This window comes from Chroococcidiopsis sp. CCNUC1, assembly GCF_023546805.1.
Classification (GTDB): Bacteria; Cyanobacteriota; Cyanobacteriia; order Cyanobacteriales; family Chroococcidiopsidaceae; genus Chroococcidiopsis; species Chroococcidiopsis thermalis.
In genome coordinates this window covers 2,893,571-2,910,174 of sequence record NZ_CP097480.1, presented here as the reverse complement: position 1 = coordinate 2,910,174, position 16,604 = coordinate 2,893,571, and the positions used below count along the sequence as shown (strand labels likewise).

11 protein-coding genes and 2 pseudogenes are annotated in these 16,604 nt (G+C 45.3%); 8 read left to right on the top strand and 5 right to left on the bottom strand.

The annotated features are described in order from the left end of the window. Positions 1–49: 49 nt before the first annotated feature. Positions 50–715 (bottom strand): deoxyribonuclease V, encoded by a 666-nt coding sequence (gene nfi, locus M5J74_RS13585; protein WP_106216062.1) that lies wholly within the window; start codon positions 713–715, stop codon positions 50–52. 291 nt (positions 716–1,006) lie between these two features. Here nfi and M5J74_RS13580 point away from each other — a divergent pair, with 291 nt between their 5' ends. Both M5J74_RS13580 and M5J74_RS13575 read left to right on the top strand, forming a co-directional pair. Next, entirely contained in the window at positions 1,007–1,825 is an 819-nt protein-coding gene (locus tag M5J74_RS13580) for a prohibitin family protein (protein WP_106168425.1), read from the top strand. Between the two features lie 543 nt (positions 1,826–2,368). After that, complete coding sequence (locus tag M5J74_RS13575) at positions 2,369–3,247, top strand: sulfurtransferase (RefSeq protein ID WP_127022505.1); 879 nt, start codon at positions 2,369–2,371, stop codon at positions 3,245–3,247. A gap of 113 nt (positions 3,248–3,360) precedes the next feature. Here the strand turns inward: M5J74_RS13575 and M5J74_RS13570 are convergent. Together M5J74_RS13570 and sbcC are read right to left on the bottom strand one after the other, a co-directional pair. Next, positions 3,361–3,848 (bottom strand): annotated as a pseudogene (locus M5J74_RS13570) (gamma-glutamylcyclotransferase). A gap of 414 nt (positions 3,849–4,262) precedes the next feature. Then, positions 4,263–7,289 (bottom strand): exonuclease subunit SbcC, encoded by a 3,027-nt coding sequence (gene sbcC / locus M5J74_RS13565; RefSeq protein ID WP_250016972.1) that lies wholly within the window; start codon positions 7,287–7,289, stop codon positions 4,263–4,265. Between the two features lie 408 nt (positions 7,290–7,697). Between sbcC and M5J74_RS13560 the strand changes: the two genes are divergently transcribed. Both M5J74_RS13560 and M5J74_RS13555 read left to right on the top strand, forming a co-directional pair. Next, positions 7,698–8,321, top strand: coding sequence for a DJ-1/PfpI family protein (locus tag M5J74_RS13560; RefSeq protein WP_106216058.1), 624 nt, complete (start codon positions 7,698–7,700; stop codon positions 8,319–8,321). Between the two features lie 378 nt (positions 8,322–8,699). Further along, entirely contained in the window at positions 8,700–9,641 is a 942-nt protein-coding gene (locus M5J74_RS13555; RefSeq protein WP_250016970.1) for an ABC transporter ATP-binding protein, read from the top strand. A gap of 147 nt (positions 9,642–9,788) precedes the next feature. Here M5J74_RS13555 and lysS read toward each other — a convergent pair. Further along, a pseudogene (gene lysS, locus M5J74_RS13550) lies at positions 9,789–11,293 on the bottom strand (lysine--tRNA ligase). A gap of 151 nt (positions 11,294–11,444) precedes the next feature. After that, complete coding sequence (locus M5J74_RS13545) at positions 11,445–12,419, bottom strand: M48 family metallopeptidase (protein ID WP_106216057.1); 975 nt, start codon at positions 12,417–12,419, stop codon at positions 11,445–11,447. 379 nt (positions 12,420–12,798) lie between these two features. Between M5J74_RS13545 and M5J74_RS13540 the strand changes: the two genes are divergently transcribed. From M5J74_RS13540 to M5J74_RS13525, 4 genes are all read left to right on the top strand, one after another. Continuing rightward, complete coding sequence (locus M5J74_RS13540; protein WP_250016969.1) at positions 12,799–14,436, top strand: helicase C-terminal domain-containing protein; 1,638 nt, start codon at positions 12,799–12,801, stop codon at positions 14,434–14,436. A gap of 170 nt (positions 14,437–14,606) precedes the next feature. Next, on the top strand, positions 14,607–14,822 hold the full coding sequence (locus M5J74_RS13535) for a DUF2839 domain-containing protein (RefSeq protein WP_106168095.1): 216 nt from the start codon (positions 14,607–14,609) through the stop codon (positions 14,820–14,822). Between the two features lie 433 nt (positions 14,823–15,255). Further along, the gene (locus M5J74_RS13530; protein WP_015154611.1) at positions 15,256–15,600 is read left to right on the top strand and encodes a DUF1815 family protein; all 345 of its coding nucleotides are present in this window, start codon (positions 15,256–15,258) and stop codon (positions 15,598–15,600) included. A 173-nt stretch (positions 15,601–15,773) separates the two neighbouring features. Continuing rightward, the gene (locus M5J74_RS13525) at positions 15,774–16,550 is read left to right on the top strand and encodes an MBL fold metallo-hydrolase (protein ID WP_250016968.1); all 777 of its coding nucleotides are present in this window, start codon (positions 15,774–15,776) and stop codon (positions 16,548–16,550) included. The last annotated feature ends 54 nt before the right edge of the window (positions 16,551–16,604 follow it).

Sequence of the window (16,604 nt, the reverse complement as noted above, 5' to 3'; positions counted from 1 at the left end):
CCAAAGTACGCATTCCTTCTGCCCCTGTCATCTGTCCTCTGCCTTATTTTCACTTTGACGAAGCTAATTTATCTGCAATGCGGGTAGTTTCTGGCAGACGATATTTTGGCGTACATTGCAAAACATAATCGATCGCAGTGGTTAAGCTGACTCGATGCCCGCTAGAAATATAGAGTGGTTTTGTCCCAGTTCTGGTTCTAAGTACTGCACCAATAGTTTCTCCTTTATCGGTTAATAGTTGCCAACTACCTCGTGCTTCTGGGACTTCTTGATGTTTGCCAATCAGTAGAGACTTTGCCACACCTATAGTTGGTATATCCACAATTAACCCTAAATGACAAGCGATTCCAAATCGACGCGGATGAGCAATTCCCTGACCGTCACACAAAATTATATCGGGCGTAATGTTAATTTTTTCCAGAGCATCAAGAACGGCAGGAACTTCCCGAAATGATAAGAATCCTGGGATATAGGGAAAACTTGTCGGACGACGCGCGATCGCTGTTTCTTGGAGTTGCAGACTGGGAAAACTTAGCACGGCAACCGCAGCTCGACTTATCGTACCATCTGCCTCAAAACCCATATCTACACCTGCAACATACTGTACTGGTGTCGGAATTTTATCTGTAGTAATAATTTCACCTCGTAATTTTTCTTGAATTGCGATCGCTTCTGCTGTAGTTAAAGCCCAAGTATGGCGTTGGTTAATTTTCATGAATCAGTTGTCAGTTGTCAGTTATCACTTATCAGTGTAGAGACGTTATATGTAACGTCTCTACAAAGTTATCAGTTATCAGCAACCAGTTATCAATAACTCAGGAAGATGCTTATCTTAAGATTTTTAGCAATTTTCCCCAAATTCTATTATTTGAGCGCTTAATACAATTAAAACCAAACAGTACGGATTAATAATGAATAATTGGTATTGAATAACTAAATGAACAAGTAGACAGCGACTTGACTTTTCACCTAACCACTAGCCAAAGCGCCACTAGCCACTAATTTTATGAGAAACAGCGATTATCTTAAAACAAGTTTGCCCTTTGCTGGCGGGATCGTTCTATTAATTGTTGCATTCATCTTTCGTCCTTTTGCGATCGTTAATGCAGGGCAAAGAGGCGTAATGATGCAATTTGGCAAAGTTCAAGAGGGAATTCTGGATGAAGGATTACATGCGATCGTACCTTTTGTTACCACAGTTAAAACTTTGAGCGTGCGCGTTCAGAAAAGCAGTTTTAATGCTGATGCTGCTTCTAAAGACTTGCAAAAAGTCACCACAGAACTAGCTGTTAACTGGCACATCGATCCTACACAGGTCAATAAGATTTTTCAACGAGTCGGAGATGAAGAACAAATTGTTGACGGGATCGTTACTCCAGCCGTCTCTGAAGTTCTCAAAGCGGCAACTGCAAAAAAAACTGCGGAAGAAATTATTACCAAAAGAACAGACTTAAAAGCAGAAATTGACGATGCTCTAAAATCTCGTCTGGGAGATTATGGAGTCATGGTAGACGACGTTTCTCTAGTGAATTTTTCCTTCTCGCCAGAGTTTAGCAAAGCTATTGAGTCAAAACAAATTGCCGAACAGGAAGCCAAGCAAGCAGATTTTGTTGCTTTAAAAGCGACAAAAGAAGCGCAAGCAGAAGTTAACCGTGCTAAAGGACAAGCAGAAGCGCAAAGATTGCAGCGACTTACTTTGACTCCAGAAATACTGCAAAAACAAGCGATTGAAAAATGGGATGGGCGTTTCCCTACAGTTATGAGCGGTAACAGTAGTCTACCTTTAATAAATATCAATCCTGCCGATTTGAACAATAAGAAATAATTATGAGCGATCGGTTGATGGTTGACTGATAACTGTACGGGCGGGTTTTGACTCTCGAACTACTGTTTTAATGGTTAATCTGTTGGCTAAACCCGCCCCTACAATAACTGATAACTGTTACTTAAACTTTTTGCTTGCATTCATAATATCTCTTGTACTCTTCGTCTAAATTCTCTCCATTGGGAAACTTTTTATACAATTTTTTTTTGCTGGAGTAGCTGCAAGCTCTTATGTTAGTTATTGATATTTAAAAATTACATAAAAACATTTATACTTAACTTTCTTTTGTTCTACGTAAAATGAATGCCTATCTCTAAAGATATAAGCCAACTGGTATAGTGAGACACTTTTTATTTGTGCTAGCTACCTTAATACTAGTTAGTGGATAGAACGTTCTATTTAATAGCACCAGTCTTGGTGGAATGCATTAGTTACTGGGTGCGGGTGCTGTCTTTTAAGCCCCGCTTGCCCATTTCACCTGACTGCGATGCTTCAGAGTGAGTCCATAAGATTGTCCAAATCAAAAAGGAATAAGGCAAAACAATGAAACCGCTGATTTCCCCAGAAGAACTTGCGACTTTAGTGCAGCAGGAGTCAATAGCGATCGTTGACACTCGCGCTCCAGAAGAGTACGCAATTGCCCATATTCCTGGCGCAGTCAATATTCGCGAGATTTTTACTTATTTAGCTGCCTCTACACCTGAAGGATTGAATAGCCTGCACGCGGAATTTGCCAAACTTTTAGGCGTAGCTGGTATTTCAGGTAGAGAAAAGATTGTCATCTACGAAGAGGCGATGAATAAAGGCTTTGGACAATCTTGTCGAGGATACTTTCTGCTGAAGTATTTTGGTTGTCAGCAAGTATCCGTATTGCATGGCGGTTATCAAGCTTGGTTGAAGATGGGGTTACCGACAACTGCGGAAGTTCCTACACCAGAACCAACAACGTTTGTGATGGACATCGATCCGGCAATTATGGTGACTACAGAACAGATGTTGCAGTCTTTGGACGACCCAGCCATTATCAAGTTAGACGTGCGCGATCGCGATGAGTGGATGGGTGACAGTTCTTCCCCTTATGGTGTAGATTTCTGTCCCCGCAAAGGTAGGATTCCCGGTGCGGTTTGGATTGAGTGGTATGACTTCATGGTTCCCAATACTGAAATTCCTACACTCCGTTCCAAAGAAGAAGTTTTAGCGATGTGTGAGAAGGTGGGCATTACTCCAGAATCAACGGTGTATGTCTACTGTTTCAAAGGCTCTCGCGCCTCCAACACCTTAATCGCCCTTCAAGAAGCGGGGATTAAAAACGTGAGAAACTATTTTGCTTCATGGAATGAATGGTCTCGCGATCCATCTTTGCCAATTGAGACAGGCAAACCAGCGACCAGTAACCAGTTACCAGTGAGCAGTTATCAGTAATCAGGAAGCAGGAGTTGTAGGGGCGGGTTTAGCAAAAGGTTCACAGGTTTTGACAATAAATCTTGGTTCAAAACCCGCCCGTACAAGGGTCATTCCGAATTACCAATTACCAATTACCAATTACCAATTACCGCTTGCCTTTGCAACTGGTACATGCGATCGAACAATTGCCAGCAATATTTTTCTGACAAGCCGCAAGTTACTGCACCTCTAAGGACTACATCAAAATACCAGTCGTTAGGGGCATTTCTGTTGCTAGTTTATTCACGACAACGTATGTCCGCACGCCTTTGTACAGACGTTCTCGGCTGTGGACGCTGATTCTTTCGTGACGATACCAATTTTCAGCGACTCCCTCACGGCGATCGAGGGCTTGGCTCAGGCGTTTTGGTAGCATGTACAATACCCCTTCCACGCTAGCTGTTTTATCGGGGACGACATCCAATACACCAGAGTTTCGTAACGGAGAATAGGAATAAAAGCCCAACCTATAGCCTTTGAGAGTCGCAGGACCGATCGCGTATACGTGTGTTTTTTCACCGAGCGATCGCTTTAAATCTACCGGACACATACAAGAGCCGTAAGCAAAATAGTAAAACATCGGTTCGCGTTGCTGTTGCTGACTCAAATAGGCATTGCCGATCGCGTTTTTACCGATAGTTTCATCAGTACTTGCTACCCAGTCTTGTAATTGTCCTAGCCCGCTCATAAGCTGATGGTAGTAAAAAGTCAAAAGTTAAAAGGCAAAAGGCTGAAAGCTACAACACGCTCAAGTTTAGCTCACTGCATGGTGCAAATTAGATGTGCTACAGCTGACTCGCTATGAGCATTATCTTATCAGACACTCTAATTTAAAGCAACGTATCCCGATAAGATAACCGTAGATTATGATTAGTTGTTAGTTGTTGGTTGTTGGCTGTTGGTTGTTAGTTGTTGGTTGTTAGTTGTTGGTTGTTTTTCTCCCTCAGCAACCTTGCGCTCCCTCAGCTCCCTCAGCTCTCTTTCCCCTGTTCCCTTACATAGACAAACTCAGTTGAGAACCATTTTGAGTCTTGACGACTTCGATCCGGGCTTGGAAAGCTTCTTTGAAATAGGGCATGTGCGTCACTGCCAGAATGCAAGAAAAGTCAGCAGCGATCGCGTTGACTGCGGCAATTAGGCGATCGCACCCTTCTTGGTCTTGCGTACCAAACCCCTCATCAACAATCAATAATTGTAAAGATGCTCCTGCTCTTTGGGCTAACAATCTCGCCAGGGCTAGTCTAATGGCAAAATTGATCCGAAATGCCTCGCCGCCAGAGTAGGTTTCGTAAGGTCTGGTTCCCCGTGCATCGGCAATTAAAATATCTAAGGTATCGATCGTTTTGGCATTTTTTTTCGCTGCGCGTCCGCTACGTCCGGTTTTTTGGGTAATAAATTGGACGTGTAACTGGTTGGCAGACAGCCGCGCTAACAATTGGTTGGTTTCTGCTTCCAGTTGAGGCAGCAGATTTTCAATCATCAGCGCTTGAATGCCGTTTTTGCCAAACGCCTGCCCTAATTCTTGATAAACTCGCTGTTGCCGACGAGCAACTTGGAGTTGTTGCTGCTGTTGTTCCTGCTGAGCTTGCATCGCGGCTAATTGCTGAGACTGCTGCTGCAAGCGTCCTAACTGACTGAGGCAATCGTCGAGTTGGCGGCGACGAAACGCCAATTGTGATTCTAGAGTTTGAATTTCAGTTGTGGTATTGGGAGACTGTTCTAACTTTTGAATCACTTCTTCAATTTGAACCGCAAGAACTTGGCGTTCGGCAGTTCTAGCTTGTACGGCTTCAGCTAAATCGCGCGATCGCTGCTCTAGTTGAGGATACTGTTCTTGAGCTGAGAGTAGTTGTTGATAGCTCAATTGCCACACTTGGGCTTGTCGAATTGCCGTTCTGAGGGCGCTGTGTCGATCCGGATCGTAACCGATTTCGTCAATCCGATCGGCGATCGCGGCTATTTGTTTGGCACATTCAGACTCAACTTGGTATTGCTCGATTTGCTGAGACAAATCGTCAATTTGCGTTCTCATCTCCGGTTGTCGGGCGATAATTTGTGCCTGTCGCTTTTGAGCATCTTTAATTTGTGCCTGTCGCACTTCTGCCCATCGCAATTTATCGACCTCACTCCGCGCTAAAGCATGGCTTTCTTCGCTGTAGTTGAGTCGCTGAAGTTGAGAATTGAGTTGATTTAATTCTGCCTGTAAATCGGCGGCGTAGTCTCCCTGGGCTAGCGATCGCTCTAGGTGTTGTTTTTCTGCTGCAATTTGTTCTAAGCGACTTTGCAACTCATCGCTAGCAGATAGTTGCGCGATGACTTGTCCCCGTTGCTCTCGTAAAGCATCGTATTGGGTGAGTTTCTGCGCGACTTCCCGATATCGTCGTCGCAGTTCTTGAATTTCAGTTTCCGTGACTACCAACTGTTCTCGGACAACTATAAATTGTTCTTCAGTATCCCTTTTCTGTTCTTTAGTTTTGTCTACGACGCGATTCCAATGATGTTCGTCCAAAGGACGCTCGCACAAGGGACACACCGCATCTGGTACGGAGAGCATCTGAATTTTTTGCTCGACTTCTCCTAATTGCTTTTCAAATTCTCGTTGTTGCTCTTGCAGGCGTTCTAAAAAATGGCGGCGTTCCTGTCCTTTTTCCCGTACCCGTTCGATATAGACTTTATCTTTCTCTAGCTGCTCGATTTGGACTGCTACGTCTGTTGCGGTTTGTTGTAGCTGTGACTGAGTCGATTGCTGCTGGCTCAAGGTAATTTGTTGCGTTTCCAGTTCTTCTAGTTTGGCAGTTAACCGCGCTTGGACTTTATCAATTTGAGCTTGCAGGGTATTACGCCGCTGGATCAATGGAGAAACTTGGAGTTGCAGCCGATCTAAATTTGCCAAGCGATCGCGGGCGGCGGCGAGTTGTAAGACTCCTGCTTCTACTTCCGCCGATTTGCTCAGAGCTTGTTGAGTTTCCTGTTCTTGCTGTTGTAAAATAACTAGCTGACCTTCAGCACGTTGTAATTGGCGCTGAAGTTCGTTGACTTGCTGTACGAGTTGTTGCTGTAATCGAGTGTGCTGTTGTTGGGCGTGGCTGTATTCCTGAAATTTAGTGCTGAATTCTTCTTCCTGCCCTAAGAGATCTTGATAGTGTTGGTATCCGGCTTGAATTTCCGGCTCTCGATTTAAAATCTCTGCTACAGCTGCCAGTTGAGACTCGATCGCTAAATGCTCTTGTTGGAGGCGATCGCGATCCACCGTTAGATTTTGAGACTGCTGTTTGAGGAAACTTAATTGTTGTTCCCAGTTTTGTTGTTGACTGCGAATGACTTGTAAGCTTTTGAGTTGAATGTCATCAAAAGCTTGTTCCTGCTGCAACTGGTTGACTTGAGCTTCAATTTCTGCTAAATGAGTGGCGATCGCTTCTTGTTGTTGTAGTTGGGTGGCAAGCGATTGCAAAGCCTGTTCTAATTGATCGGCTTGAGCGCGAAAAGATTTCGACAGATCTTTTGCCCGTTCCTCTAGTTCGTCATAACGATGCAGTTTCAGTAACTCCGCCAAAATTTCTTTACGTTCGTTGGGGCGCTTGAGCATGAATTCATCAGCTCGTCCCTGACGCAAATACGCTGAGTTAATAAATGTTTCGTAGTCCAGCTTAACGTGTTCTAAAATTAATGACTGAGTGGCTCGGACTCCCTTTTCAGTTAGCGAGCGAAAGCCTTGTGGCGTTTCGACTTGAAACTCTAGGGAACTGCTTTGTCCTCGGTAACGGGTACGAATCACGCGATATTTGTGGCGATCGCTGTAAAACAGAAAATCAACCCGTACTTCTTTTGCTCCGGCATGAATGATATCATCTTCCGCTACAGCACGACTCTGACCCCAAACCGCCCAGGTAATCGCTTCGAGTAGAGATGATTTACCCGCCCCATTCGAGCCACATATACAGGCAATATGTAGCCCGCTAAAATCGAGAGTTGTCTCGCGATAACTGAGGAAGTTTTTAAGTATAAGTTGGACTGGAATCATTTATACTGCTGCGTCACACCCTCGATCTGGAAATAACAGTACAGATGCACTGTCACCTAGTTTATTGTAGTAAAAAATTGATAATGGTAATTGGTAATTGGTAGTTGGTAGTTGGTTGTCGCTAGCGAGCGACAGCAAATACCTTCTAGTTCACCACCAAAACGATCTGACAAATCGCAAATGATAAATGTCAAATGATAACATTTTTTTAAAACAACGCTATAGAAGATCCCCCCAACTCCTCTTGATAACGGAGATTTTTTGGAGAGTGTCGCAGTTCTCCGATCTTCCAACCCCAATGAGTTAGAAGTTAAGAAAAAAGTTACACATGAGGTAAATTGGTACGCTCGACGACGAATTACCAATTACCAATTACCAATTACCAACTCATAATGGAGGACTAAACCAATGACGGCGAAAAAAATTTTGATGCTGGTTGGTGACTACGTAGAAGATTATGAAGTCATGGTTCCATTCCAGGCGCTACAGATGGTAGGACATACAGTTCATGCTGTCTGTCCTGATAAAACAGCAGGGGAAAAGGTACGCACGGCAATACACGATTTTGAAGGCGACCAAACTTACAGTGAGAAGCCAGGACATAACTTTGCCTTAAACGCCTCCTTCGATGAAGTTAAAGCCGAAAACTACGACGCTTTAGTCATACCAGGCGGTAGAGCGCCAGAATACATCCGTCTAAATCAAAAAGTTTTAGATATTGCACGCCACTTTGCCCAAACCAACAAACCAATTGCGGCAATTTGTCACGGCTTACAAGTCCTAGCAGCAGCCGATGTATTACAAGGTAAGAGTTGCACTGCATACCCAGCCTGCGGACCCGACGTGATGAAAACTGGCGGTTTATACGTTCACATTCCTCCAGACGAGGCGATGGTGGATGGTAACTTGGTTACAGCACCCGCATGGCTCGCTCATCCTAACTGGTTAGCAGAATTTCTCAAGTTGTTGGGAACCAAAATCGAGCATTTATCAGCTACCAATGACCAGTTACCAGTGAGCAGTTATCAGTGACTAGTGGCTGGTGGCTGGTGGCTAGAAAACTGATGAAGACTTCGCGATCGCTCTTACTAAGTGGCACAAGTTAAGCAGTAGCAGCATTATCTGAAGCACCAAAATAGAAAAAGCTCTTGGGAGTCTTGCCGTGTTTCGACCCCAAGAGCTTTTTCTTTAATACCACTCCTCACACACAACTTTAGTTTAGGCTACTCCTCTAGGGGAAAACAGTAGCAAGTGACACTTTGCAAATTGGTTATCGGTTATCAGTGACTGGTGACTGGTGACTGGTGGCTAGTGGCTGAACTCTTTTCTAGTCACTAGCCACTAGTCACTAGCCACTCATCAATGACCATTTTTACAGTACCCTAGAGCAGCACCATACAGCAGCTTGACATGAGTGCTAATGCAATTCGGACTGCTCAACTATGTCGGAGTTTTGGTAATGTTACGGCTTTGGACAACTTATCGCTGGAAGTCCCGCAAGGAATTGTGTTTGGCTTTTTGGGGGCGAATGGTTCTGGTAAAACTACGACAATTAGGCTTCTACTAGGAATTTTAGAGCCAACGGCTGGTCAAGCTGAGGTACTGGGTTTCGATTGCCGTACCCACTCCCATGCCATTCGCCAGCGCACGGGTGCTTTGCTAGAACACCCAGGACTTTACGAACGACTCAGCGCAGAAGATAACTTAGAATTTTACGCTCGGGCTTGGCGCATTCCCACAGCCAAAAGGCGATCGCGGATTCAAGAATTACTTTCACACATGGGTTTGTGGCAGCGCCGCCATCAAAGAGTAGGAGAATGGAGTCGGGGCATGAAACAAAAACTCGCGATCGCTCGGGCGATGTTACATTCTCCGCCATTAATCTTTCTCGACGAACCCACCATCGGACTCGATCCCGTCGCTGCTGCTGCTTTGCGCGACAACATTCAGGAAATGGTAGCGCAGGAAGGAGTGACAGTATTCTTAACAACTCACAACTTGGCAGAAGCCGAAAAATTGTGTCAGCAAGTCGGCGTGATTCGTCAAGGTAAACTTTTAGCAGTAGGACATCCCGAGCGGTTGCGATCGCAAGCTGGCAATCCCAAACTAGAAATTATCGGACGTGGATTTACAGCAAATGCGCTCGATTGGTTAGAGTCTCAACCGCTCATTGCTGAGATTGACATTTCTAAAATTAACAATGAGAGCGATCGCTTAACTATCTCCCTACATCAACTCATCAGTTCTGCTCCCATCGTCAAAATGTTAGTCCAAGCTGGAGTAGAAGTAGAAGAAGTTCGCAAAGTCAGCCCTACGCTGGAAGAGGTTTTTTTAAGCTTGATGGAACAGTAGAGAAATTCGGAATTCGGAATTCGGAATTCGGAATTAAATTCTCCCTCAGCTCTCTTCCCCGACTCCCGACTTCTGTACGGGCGGGTTTATTCGCTCAATTCTGGGTTCTTTCAGGGATATCCTGTAAAAACCCGCCCCTACAACTCCCTATTCGCTTGCTTCTGGTTTCAGTAAAGGAAAGGCGATCGCATCCCGAATACTGGCACAATCGGTTAAGAGCATCACCAGGCGATCGATCCCGATGCCTACACCACCAGTAGGTGGCAAGCCGTACTCTAAAGCTGTGAGAAAGTCTTCGTCTACTCCCTGTGCTTCTAAATCTCCAGCTGCTTTACGGGCTGCTTGTGCTTCTAATCGCTGTCTTTGATCGATCGGATCGCTCAACTCAGAAAATCCGTTGGCGGTTTCGCGTCCAGCTACAAATAACTCAAATCGCTCTACCAAACCAGGCTTTGAGCGGTGAGGCTTGGAAAGTGGCGAAATTTCTACAGGGTAATCGATGACATATGTAGGTTGAATCAGCGTGGCTTCGCAAGATTGTTCAAACGTCTCATTCAAGAGTTTGCCAATCGAAGTACATTCCTCAACTGCTTGAATTCCCGCTTGTTTCGCCGCAACCTTTGCCTCATCTAAACTTGAGAAAGCATGAAAGTCTAATCCTGTTTTCTCCTGTACGAGATCGTGCATCGTCACCCTGCGCCACGGGGTGTGAGATCGATCGCCTCGTCTTGATAGGTGATTTGCAGCGTGCCTAAGACTTCCCGTGTCACAGTAGTGATGATATTTTCTACCAATTGCATCACGTCGTGATAATCGGCGTAGGCTTGGTAAATTTCAATCGAAGTAAATTCTGGATTGTGACGGGTAGAAACGCCCTCGTTCCGAAAAATGCGCCCCAATTCAAATACTTTCTCAAATCCACCCACGACCAACCGCTTGAGATGGAGTTCTGTGGCAATCCGCAGATACAAATCCATTTCTAGGGTGTTGTGATGCGTGATGAAGGGACGAGCATCAGCCCCGCCTGCTTCTGCTTGTAGCACAGGAGTTTCAATTTCAATAAAACCCTGCTGCTCCAAAAAGCGGCGAATTCCTGCCGTAATTTGAGCGCGACGGCGAAAAGTTTGCCGGACTTCTGGGTTGACAATTAAATCTACGTAACGCTGGCGATAGCGCTTAGCTACATCAGTCAAGCCATGCCACTTATCGGGCAAGGGAAGTAAAGACTTGGTAAGAATAGCGTATTGGTTAACAAAAACCGATAATTCACCCTTTTCCGTGCGTTTGATCGTCCCTTTTGCGCCTAAAATGTCCCCTGCGTCTGTCAGTTGCTTCAGATGATTGAAGGCATCTGGATCGATCTCTGCCATCGTAGTATCGATTCTTTTTTTATCTAAATACAGCTGGATCGTGCCAGTCTCGTCTTGCAAGCCGAAGAAAGCCAGTTTGCCAAAAACGCGGCGCGCGATGATTCTACCCGCGATCGCCACTTCTATTTCTACCTCTTCCCCATTGGGTAAGTCGGCATACTTTTCTTGTAATTGAGCTGCATGGTGGGTAGATTCCCAACGATAAGCATAGGGATTTAAACCCAACTGCCGCAACTGCTCGACTTTCTCTAACCGCGTGGCACGGATATCTTCTTCTGCCATGACTACTTTCCTAAAGGGAACGCACTGATAAAGGGACGCAATCTTTGATTATAAAGAATTTGTCATTCGTCATTTGTCATTTGTCATTAGCTATCTCTTCCTTATCTCCCTTGTCTTCCTTGTTTCCCTTGTCTCCCTCACTCCTCACTCCTCACTCCTCACCCCTCTTCTTGATTCGATCGATCTCGCGTTGCAATTCTTCAATTTGACGGCGCAAATCCTCTGTTGCGGCAGATGGGGATGATTCTGTTTGGACGTTAACTGCGTTTTGAGCTGGCGATCGCGAATAATTTCCTTGGCGAATTTGACGATATTCGGCAGAATTTGCCCATTGTTGCAGATAAGTTATCCGTTCTACCGCAAATGGATGCGTTAGAAACAAGTTTTGGGGAAAGTTATTGTAAAGCAGAAATTTATAAACTTGGTTCAAGCTATCTTGGTCGAGTTCTTGGAATCTTTCTGCTTGCCGGATAAACTCGTCTAAACTGCATTCATGACCGTACTGAATGCTACCCCCAGCTAGCTTCATCATCGTTTGCATGACTGGTTTGAGATCGTCCATCACCATCAAGGCTGCTCGATCTGCCGATAACTCGGCTTTCCGCTTCCATTCGTAGAAGGCAAAGATCAATCCACTACTGACTAAATTTCCCAACCCTAGAGTTCTAGCTCCAATATAGTTAGCCGTGGAAATCACCCAAGTTGCCATTTGAATCAAAATTGTATGACCGCATTTGAGATGTCCTAATTCGTGTGCTATCACCGTGCGAATTTCTGTAGGATTCAATAGATCCAACAGTCCAGTGTTGAGAACGATATTAGGTTCCTCCTGACCGAGAGCATAGGCATTGACGACGGGAGTTTGAGACACGAACAAAACTGGTTCTGGAGAAATATCTAAATCTCGAACGCATTCGCGAAAAATTTGGTAGACGCTAGAATACTGGCGCGCTCCCACTTGAATGCTGTTGCCCATGTGATAGACCATTTGGGGGCGTTCGTAGAAAAATTTGATGAATTGTGTCGCTACCAAATCAAAACCTGGTAAACTCCGTAAGGCTTGTTCCGCTTGCCGATCGAGCGGATGGCGAAAAGTTTCGCAAGAAATGTCTGGATAAGTTGGCATTGTGCGAATTGGTAATAGGTTTAGTGATTGGCGAAAAGGGAGGAGCGAGGAGCGAGGAGCGAGGAGTGAGGGAAATTTTGGCTTTTAGATTGGTAATGGGTAATGGGTAGTTAGTAATTGCTCCCAAGCGTGACCTTGTGCTACCTTGCGCTTCCTCATCTCTCTTTTCTCCCTAGTCCTCTAGTCCCCCTAGTCCCCCTTGTCCTCCTTATCCCCCTCGCTCCTCGCTCCTCGCTCCTCAAAAGTTAGTAAAATAAAAGACTCTGAGGGTAAAACCTTCAATCCAGTCGTTGGAGAACAGACAACAAGCAGCTAACAAATACATAATAGGACTGGAATCGGGATGATAACTTCGCGCTAGGTAGAGAATTAGAAGTCAGTGATTGAAGTAGAGGTACATTATTCCCTGCACAACTTCCTGCGATCGCAGGCGGAGGCTGCATGGTCGCATCATTTGACGATGGCGCGACTCGTAGCTAGAGCTTTGCGGCTCGGACGTAGTGCTTTGATTCAGGTGGGTGCTGGTTGCGGCTATCAGGGACGTTATCGCCTGAGCTATCTAGCGCCAGCTCTACTTTGGCAATCTCCGGCGGTGATAGTAGCAACAGAGGAAGTGCAACAGCGTCTGTTGCGAGTAGAAATTCCGCCTCTACAGCAATGGCTGCAAACGAATAAAAGTATTATCGTCGGCGATCGCTGGATTCATCCCGATTTTCAAGGTATTTTACTCATTACCCCTGCGGCTTGGCTGCAAGCTCAATGGGCGGGAACGGGCGATTTTCCGCCCAACATTCCGACACTAATTGATGGGGTGGACGATTTAGAAGACTGGGCGCGATCGCAACTAACTGTTAGCATTCATCCTGGTAATTGGGACGAATTGATGCTGGCTTATCCCGATCGGGCGGAAGTGATTCGGGAAGCGCGAGTCCAACTGACAAAAGCCGTCTTCCGACATCCAGCCAACCCATACGAGTGCTATCTCGTCTCCCCAGCAGAGCGGGATATTCTGGAAAGCCTGTTTACTAGGCTAGGAGATAAGGAAGACAAGGGAGACAAGGGAGACAAGGTAGCATTGAATTCTGACTTCCGACTCCCGATTCCCGACTACGCAGCTAATGTCGGCGAAGACGCTTCGCCGCCCGCTGCTTCCCAACTCCCGAATTCTCTCTCTTTACCGAAGAATTGGTATTTGTTCCAACAGCGATCGCAAACACCAGACTGCTTGTTGTGGATGAGCCTAAACCGCTCTCAAGGCTTATTTTCACTCTACTGCGCTCCCGCAGAGGTGGCTTCGGCTCTTGCACCAATTTGGACTCGACAGCCTGTAGTCTTCATGGGTAGTGCCTTAGATCGAGAAACAGAGGCTACGACTTATCGCAAGCGCTTGGGTTTACCAGAAGAACTGACTTGTTTGAAGTTTGCTGGCGATCGCCACAACGAATCAATTCAACTCTACACGCCAGAACGCTTTCCTTTACCCAATACCCCCCAATATCAACCCGCTTTGATGCGAGAAATTTATGCTTTGATTGGTGCGACGGTATCGCCAGGATTAACAATGATTTTAGTTGGTGATTTGCCTTTAAAACAGCAAATCGGGGCGCAATTAGCCGCAGAGTTTGGTTCGCGGGTACAGGTAGAAAAAATGAGTTTGGATGAGAATAGCATTCTCGTCAGCGGTTGGGACTTTTGGCAGCAGCATCAAGGTATCTTGCCAGTACCGCAACTCACGATTATTACAACATTACCCATACCATCTCTAGAGCATCCAATTGTGGCGGGTCGAGTCGAATACTATAAGCGATCGCGTCAAGACTGGTTTGCCCTTTATCTATTGCCTGCGGCTTTAAATCAATTACAACGGGCGCTCGCGCCTATGCGCGAGCGTCAAGGAGTCGTAGCTTTACTAGATAGTCGCGTATTACACCGCAGTTACGGACAGCAGGTACTTGCAGCTCTTAGCCCTGCCGCTAGATGTAATTATTTAGATGCTAGTTTGTTTGCAAAAGATTAGGGAGTCGGGAAGCGGGTGGAGGCGGAGGTGTCCTCCGCATCGGAATCGCGTAGTCGGGAGTGGTAACAATTTGGATTTATTTCTTCTGAGTTCTGAGTTCTGAGTTCTGGCTTGTAACATACGATATGATTCAGAAATAAGGGGTTTATAGCTTGGAATGGAAGTAGATTATGGGAGAAGCAAAGCGTCGTAAAGCTGCGTTGGGAGATAAGTACGGTCAAGAAGCACAAATCTTTCCCTGGTTTCCCGTGACTAAGAGTCAAGCACAGAAACTTACGCAGTGGAGTACCCGCATTAGTTGGATTGGTATTGGACTATTAGTTGCTTCCTGGGTCACAATTCGATTTATTGGACCCGCCTTTGGTTGGTGGCAAACTGTTGATTAGAATACAAGTAGTAACTCACTCCTGAGACCGAGGAGTGAAACAACTGAATTCAGAGATATTAAGAGGACAGCTAGAGTATTCAGCTAGATCGAGCTAAATACTTAAGTTGTCCTTATAGTTTTCATAATTTATTTCTTTACGATCGCTCGCGAAGTCTTGCCTAGTTTCTAACAGCTATTGCGTCTATTTTTTGGAAGTTGCAGGCATAAATTAGATAATTCAATCTGGAATTTTTCTAAAACAGATTGTTTCAATACCGTAGGAACGGCGCTTTTACTTTAACCTATTCGGTACGTCTAGGAGGCAGATGAATTCGATCGCAAAGAACTGTTACAATCTCTTATTGCGATCGTCAAATTGCAGCAAAAATCTAAAGAAATTCTAAAAAAAATGAAAAAGGTTTACAATTAGATGTGGTGTTTGGAGGAAAAAAGTGTTTCTGAGATTGGCAGAGCAACACCGACAATACGTCCAAGATCTGGTAATGAACCTCCAAGCCTTGGCGATTGTACTAGAGCGGCGGGGATATCCTGCGTCTTGTTATACTTGCGGCGGACAAATGAGCAGTGCCTCATTTATGGTCAGTTTGGCAGATAATCATCTGATTCGGTTTTTGGTGTCCGATTACGGCATTACCTGGACTGAAATGAGAGACGATCGCGAACTCATGAAGTTGGAGGGTGCAGAGGCAATTAGTCAGTTACAAGAACTTGCTAATTTAGTCAAAAACTCCATTTCGCCCAGCGACTTGCCGAAGCTGATAACAAAGCGAGCGTGAAGAATTCGGAATTCGACGCGGCTTTAATGACGAGGAAACCTCGTCATCCGCCTGCTTGACTTCGGAATTCGGAATTAACTAGTCAGCGATCGTAGTGGTTGTTGGTAATTGATTGTTAGTTAGCAGCGTTTAATAATTGATAACTGATAACTGATAACTGATAACTATGAAGTATGAAACTGACTAGAATCGATTTAAATAGCTGGTTATTAGAAATTGCTGGGCTGAGAGTGCTGATCGATCCGTGGCTGATCGATCCGCTAGTTTTTTATGGGCAACCTTGGCTATTTTCCGCGACTCATCTCAAGCCACCAGCATACAACCCGACTACGCTGCCAAACATAGATTTAATTTTAATTTCTCAAGGGTTGGACGATCACTGCCACAAACCCACGTTAGAACAATTAGATCGTCAGATTCCGGTGGTAGGTTCGCCTACAGCAGCGAAAATTGTTCAGGGCTTAGGTTACACTGACGTTCGTTCTCTGATACCGGGACAAACCGAGATTTTTGGTGCTTTAAGCATCACCGCCGTTACAGGCGCGCCAATTCAAGGTCAAGTAGAAAATGGTTATTTCCTCAAAGACGTGGAGAGTGGGGAAACAGTTTACTACGAGCCTCATTGGTTCCAGTCCGAGAAAGTTACAGCTCAATTTCAAGGTAGGCTAGATGTAGCGATCGCCCCGATTATCGGACAGGTATTTCCACTGCTGGGACAGGTGATTATGGGATCGACAGAGGCAATGCATTTGATTCAAACTTTGCATCCCCGCGTTTTCGTTCCTACATCTTTAGGCGAGATCGAAGCTCGGGGAATTTTGCCGATGTTAATTCGATCGATTGGTAGTGTAGAAGAATTTAGCGATCGCTTAGCAGCTTCTGGCTCTAAAACTCAATTACTTCTACCTGCTGCTGGGGAAACTTTGGCAATCGAACCAATTAAATTGTAGATGTAGTTTCCTGAAACGGCACGCCGATAGGGGCGCACAGCTGTGTACCCCTAC